The 5,728-nt window shown below is 59.6% G+C and carries 4 protein-coding genes; 3 read left to right on the forward strand and 1 reads right to left on the reverse strand.

Annotated elements, in window-relative coordinates; translation table 11 throughout:
* Nucleotides 1-44 precede the first annotated feature (44 nt).
* Entirely contained in the window at nt 45-1,367 is a 1,323-nt protein-coding gene (locus NW819_RS12110; RefSeq protein WP_414413890.1) for a four-carbon acid sugar kinase family protein, read from the reverse strand.
* Between the two features lie 209 nt (nt 1,368-1,576).
* Here NW819_RS12110 and phoU point away from each other — a divergent pair, with 209 nt between their 5' ends.
* The 3 genes from phoU to NW819_RS12125 all read left to right on the forward strand — a co-directional run.
* Entirely contained in the window at nt 1,577-2,218 is a 642-nt protein-coding gene (phoU, locus tag NW819_RS12115; protein WP_414343567.1) for a phosphate signaling complex protein PhoU, read from the forward strand.
* Between the two features lie 67 nt (nt 2,219-2,285).
* Nucleotides 2,286-4,571 carry a ribonuclease R family protein gene (locus NW819_RS12120; protein WP_414413891.1) on the forward strand — a complete coding sequence of 762 codons (2,286 nt, stop codon included), beginning with the start codon at nt 2,286-2,288 and terminating at the stop codon, nt 4,569-4,571.
* A 199-nt stretch (nt 4,572-4,770) separates the two neighbouring features.
* The coding region (locus tag NW819_RS12125; RefSeq protein WP_414413892.1) for a Clp protease N-terminal domain-containing protein at nt 4,771-5,728 on the forward strand (958 nt) is incomplete at its 3' end.

A 5,728-nucleotide genomic window follows, 5' to 3' on the forward strand; every position in this document is an offset into this window, starting at 1 on the left:
TCAGCGTAAATGTATCAGGAACCCACAAGACCATCCTCTTCACCCTAAATCAAGCCCCGACTTTTGAGGCGACGATGGAGCAAAAGCAGCGTATCCGCCTCGCCGACATTGCCCGGAAACAACACCACCGGCAGGTTGGGAAAGCGGGGATGATCGGACGGGGTGATCACCATCGAGATCCCAGGGTAGACTTGCCCCAGCAGACGCACCGCCGGCAAGTTGAGGCCAACGCTGAGGGTGTCGTTGGAGGTGATGCCGCCCTTGCTGATGAGATAGCCGATCCCTTCTGGCAGCCCCTGCACCACACCCATCAACAACCGGGAAACCTTCTGCCCAAAAGCTAGGCGCATTTCTACGGCGTCCTTTTCGAACGTCAGTTCCTCTCGGCTGGTGTAGACCACCGGCGTCAGACCCTTCTCGTAGGCGCTGTGAACTTGGGCCAGGATCCCTGGCAGCAGCTCCGCGTCGGGATCCAATAGTCGCCTCACCTCCACCTCGATGCCTTGGGTTTCAGGCTCCTGCAGAAGGCGGGCCAACTGCTGGCTGGACTTTTGCACATGGGATCCCACGATCACCACCCCCGGTTGAGAGGAGCGAACAAACTGCCCCATCTGTTCCGGGGGAACGGGTTGTGGCGGCAACTGGGCCAGAGCCGTCAGGAGGCTGGCGGCACTGCGAAACAAAAAGCGTTTGCCTTGAGAGGCTGCCGCCAAAACATCTTGGGCAAAGCGATCCAGATCCGCCTGGGTTTCTCCATCCACCACACAGCAGACATTCCCCTCCAGACTCAAAAGCCGCTCCAGACAGCCGGCGCGAATCTGCTCTAGGGTCAATCGCTCCACCTGCTCAGCCCGGATCCGCCCCTGGGTTTTCTCCTGCACATAGTCCGGCAAATAGCTGTGGTGGTAGCCAAACACCGAGTCGCGGGCAAACTCCGTCTCATGCACCGGCACCCAGCGCTCCCCCACCCGTAGGTAGTGGACACTGTTGCGGGTGATGCGCCCTCCCTCAAAAAAGGCCGGCACCAGAAAATGGGCATCAAAAGGCCCCAGCTCTGCTGCCATCACATCCGTTTCCAGGGGGTAATGCCCCCGCAGCGTCGAGTCGGAGCGGCTAACAAAAAGGGCCCGCTCCCACCCCAGCTCCCCCATGGCCTGCTTGAGGGCCCGGCAGACCGACCGCGTCACCTCTTCGGCCTTGGCCGGCGGCAGGGATCGGGTGTTGGTGAGGATAAAGCGAATTGGCGAGCTATCCTGCAACCCCAGCTTCAAGGTCTCCGGATCCCAGCGGGTGAGGAGCAGGCAACTGTGAACGGTTTGGGATCCGGTGGGATCATCGTCCAACACAATGATGGGGGGAAGAGCCATGAGACCGTCTCAATCGACAAAGCAACCCGAGAACTCCAGACAGACGAATCCCCCTCAAAGGGCAACCGCTATTTTCATCTTCCCCCAAGTTGGCCATCTTCCCTGCCCCTATTCCAGGCGAAGTTTGCCATGATTGAGATCAGCTGGCTCTGGTGATCCAAAACAACTGCAACCCTTCCCCCCCCTGCCCACATCCATGGGAGAAAGCCATGGGGCAAGCTGAGCTGCAACTTCAGATTAAGCGGATTCAGCAGGATGTGCTGCGTATGGGGGCATTAGTGGAAAAATCGGTGGTCTTGGCCCAGCAGGCCCTGTTTGAACAGAACTTGGCCGCCGCCGAACAGGTGATCGCCCAAGACAAGCAAATTGACCGTTTTTATCGTCAAATCGAGAAAGACTGTATTAATTTGATTGCCTTGCGCTCCCCGGTGGCGCGGGATCTGCGCTGGATCAGTACCCTGATGCAACTGGTACGCGATCTGGAGCGGATTGGCGACTACGCCAAAGATTTGGCCGAAGTGGCCCTGCGCTTGGTCATGTACCCGCCGCCCCCGGAGCTGGGTCGTATTCAGGTGATGATGCAGCGTTGCCAGAAAATGCTCAGCCACAGCCTAGTGGCCCTGACAGAATTGGACGCCGACCTGGGCCGACAACTGAAGCGGGAAGACGACGCCGTTGATGAAGATTACACTAACCTTTACAATACGTTGGCGCAGCAGTCTGACATTCGCGGATCGGTCGAGCCTATTCTATTGATGTTGCTGGCGATCCGTTACCTGGAGCGTCTGGCCGACCACAGCACCAACATCGGTCAGCGGGTAGCTTTTATCGTCACCGGCCAGCGTGACTAACGCCAACGGGTTGGGTCTTGTGATGTCTTAACCCCTCTTCTTCTCTCCTCTTTTGCCAATACCCAAAATGGACTTCTCTCGAATTTTTCAGCATTTTCTCTCTCAGCCTCCCGAGCAATTGACCGACAAAGATACTCTTCTTGCTCTCTTGCAGTCCGCCGATCCAGAAGCGCCGGAAATGCTGGAGATTGCCCTCGATGGCCTGGTGCGGGCCGGGTTTCTGGAACGATCCGGGGATCCACCCCGTTATCGGCGCAAGCCGGACGAATCTTTGGTGGTGGGGCGTTTGCGCTGTTCCAGCAAAGGCTTCTGCTTCGCCATTCGGGACGAGCCGGGGGTAGAGGATGTGTACATCCACGGCAGCAACCTCAGCGGCGCCTGGAATGGGGATCAGGTGTTGGCGCGGGTCACCAAAGATGGCAACCGTCGCCGCAGCCCTGAGGGAGAGGTGGTGGCCGTTGTGGAGCGGGCCAATTCTGCCCTGGTGGGTCGCCTCAAACAGACGGAACAGGGTTTTCGGGTGGTGCCCTTGGACGACCGGCTGCTGTTCGAGCTGGCCCTGACGGAGGGATCCCCTGTCGAGCTGGCAGAGGGGCGGGTGGCCTATGTGGAGGTGAATCGCTACCCGCTGGGGGATCTGCCCCCAACCGGAACCATTCGCAAAATTTTGGGCGACGGCCCAGAGGCCTCCATCGATGCAGATTTGGTCTGTTGCAAGTACGACCTACCGCAGGAGTTTCCCGCTCCAGTGTTGGAGGCAGCAGCAGCTCTGCCCAAAAAGCTCAGCCGCTCTGACCAAAAGGGCCGCCGCGATCTGCGCGATTGGTTTTGCATCACTTTGGAGCCTTTGGATCTGCAGCATCCCCACGGCTTGGAACCCAACGTGGCTGTTTCCTTGCAGCGGCAAGAGAATGACCACTGGCTGCTGGGGATCCACATTGCTGACGTGGCCCATTGGCTGGATCCCGACCACCCCTTGGAGCAAGAGGCTCAGCAGCGGACGGCCACCGTCTACCTCGATACGATGGTGCTGCCTCTCTTTCCGCCGGAGGTGCACAACCGCCTGGCTCTGTTGCCACAGCAGGAGCGCTTGGCCTATTCACTGCTAGTGACCCTCGACCCAGAAGGGGTGGTACAAAACTTCGAGATTTACCCCAGCCTGGTGCAATCGCGGGCTCACCTGTCCTATGGTCAGGTGCAGGCTCTTTTGGCCACCACCGCCGACTTGGGCCCCGACGAAGAAGTGCCGGAGTTGATGGCCCTGCTGCAAAACCTGCTGCGCCTTAGCCAGATCCTACGGGCCAAACGTCACCAGGCGGGGGGATTTGACCTGCCCCTGTTGGATTTGCTCACTCCCCACTCTGCCGATGAAAGCGGCTACGGCCCCCTCTTGATCAGCGATCGCCTCGGCGCCCATGCCCTGATGACGGAAATTCTCCTGCTGGCCAACCAAATCCTGGGCCACCATTTGCGCCAGTTGGGGATCCCTTCTTTGGCCCGCGTGCAGCCTGCCCCTGCCGCCGAGGCCCTGCAGAGCTTTTTGCGCCTGGCCAATGCCATGAAGCTGGATCTGAATTTGCAAGATCCCGCTGTCGTAACTCTGGCGGACTGGCAGCGGATTTGTGCCCGCATCACCGCTCCCGATGTGTTGGCCTCTGGCGCGAGCCCGGCCTTGGTGGCGCAGATGCTGGCCACCTTGCCCCCGGTCGAGTATCGTCTTCAGCCTCTGGAAGAACACCTGGGCCATTTTGGCTTGGGCCTCAAAGAACCCTACGCCACCTTTACGGCCCCCTTGCGCCGCTATGCCGACTTGCTCAATTTGCGTGCTCTGCACCTGGCCCTAAGCAAAGGACGCGATCGCCGCAGCCCTCGCTCCAAAACTGTGGTGGATCTGCACGGCCCCAGCGGCTACGGCCAAATCGACTGGCAAGTGTTGCCGCCCAAGGTGCAGGAGGAATGGCAGGCGTTTCTCCAGGCGCAACTGCCCAAAATTCAGGAGGGGTACCGGATCCGGCAGCAGGCGGAACGGGAGCTGATGGGCCTGAAGCGCTCTGAGTTCATGCAAAAGCACCTGGGAGAGGTGTTCCCCGGCCTAATCATCGGTGTCCAGAACTACGGCTTTTTTGTCCAGGTGGATCCCATCTTGGCGGAAGGCTTGGTGCGGGTCAGCACCCTGAAAAACGATTGGTACGAGTACCGCAGCCGTCAGCAGGCGCTGGTGGGACGCAAGAGTCGGCGCCAGTTTCGCCTGGGGGATCGGGTGGAGGTGCAGATTAAGAACGTGGATTACTACCGCCAACAAATTGACCTGGCGGTAATCGGGGAAGGCCGTCCCTACGAAGAAGAAGAATAAGGCGGGGATCCCTCCATGGATCGCAGCTGGAGAGGACGGTTGTTGCGAACTCTGGCTCTGGCAAAATAGGCGATACCTAGATCAGGAAGATCCTACCGGAGCTTCCGGCACCCAGCTCTACTGCCCCGAAAGAGTCCAGGGTGCTCCCTGTGTCTGTATTGCCTTCCTATACTGAGTAGCAAAGCTCTGCCGAACTCCTATGCAGCCCACCAATCCCAACCAATTTACCGAAAAAGCTTGGAGCGCCATTGTCCAATCCCAAGATGTGGCCCGGCGGCACCAGCAGCAACAGTTGGAAACCGAGCATTTGCTGATCTCCCTTCTGGATCAAGAGGGGGGGCTCACCCAAACCCTCCTGCAACGGGCAGGTATCGATCCGAGGCTGGTGCGGGATAAAGTGGAAAGCTTCATCAACCAGCAGCCCAAGTTGGCGCGGGTGGATCAGCTCTACTTGGGTCGCGGCCTGGAAACCACCCTGGATCGGGCCGAGGAGTTTCGCAAAGAGTACGGCGATGATTTCATCTCGGTGGAGCACTTGTTTTTGGGATCCCTGCAAGATGAGCGGGTGGGCAAGCGGGTCTTGGCACCCCTGGGCCTGACGGTAGAGCGCCTCAAACCGGTCATCAAAGAGGTGCGAGGCAAACAGCGGGTCACCGACAAAAACCCCGAATCCCGCTACGAAGCCCTGGAGCGCTATGGCCGCGATCTCACCCAGGCGGCCCGCGAAGGGAAGCTGGACCCGGTGATCGGGCGAGATGACGAGATCCGCCGCGTCATTCAGGTGCTCTCCCGCCGCACCAAAAACAACCCCGTCCTCATCGGCGAACCCGGCGTGGGGAAAACAGCCATTGTGGAGGGCCTAGCCCAGCGCATCAACCGGGGAGATGTGCCGGAGTCTCTGAAAAACCGGCGAGTCATTGCTCTGGACATGGGCGCTCTCATTGCCGGGGCCAAGTACCGCGGGGAATTTGAAGACCGCCTCAAAGCTGTGCTCAAAGAGGTCACTGAATCCGAAGGCCAGATCATCCTCTTCATCGACGAGTTGCACACCGTTGTCGGCGCCGGGGCCGGCGAAGGGGCCATGGATGCCGGCAACTTGCTCAAACCCATGCTGGCGCGGGGCGAGTTGCGCTGTATCGGCGCCACCACCCTGGATG

Source organism: Synechococcus sp. R8-2 (assembly GCF_047461715.1).
Classification (GTDB): domain Bacteria; phylum Cyanobacteriota; class Cyanobacteriia; order Thermostichales; family Thermostichaceae; genus Thermostichus.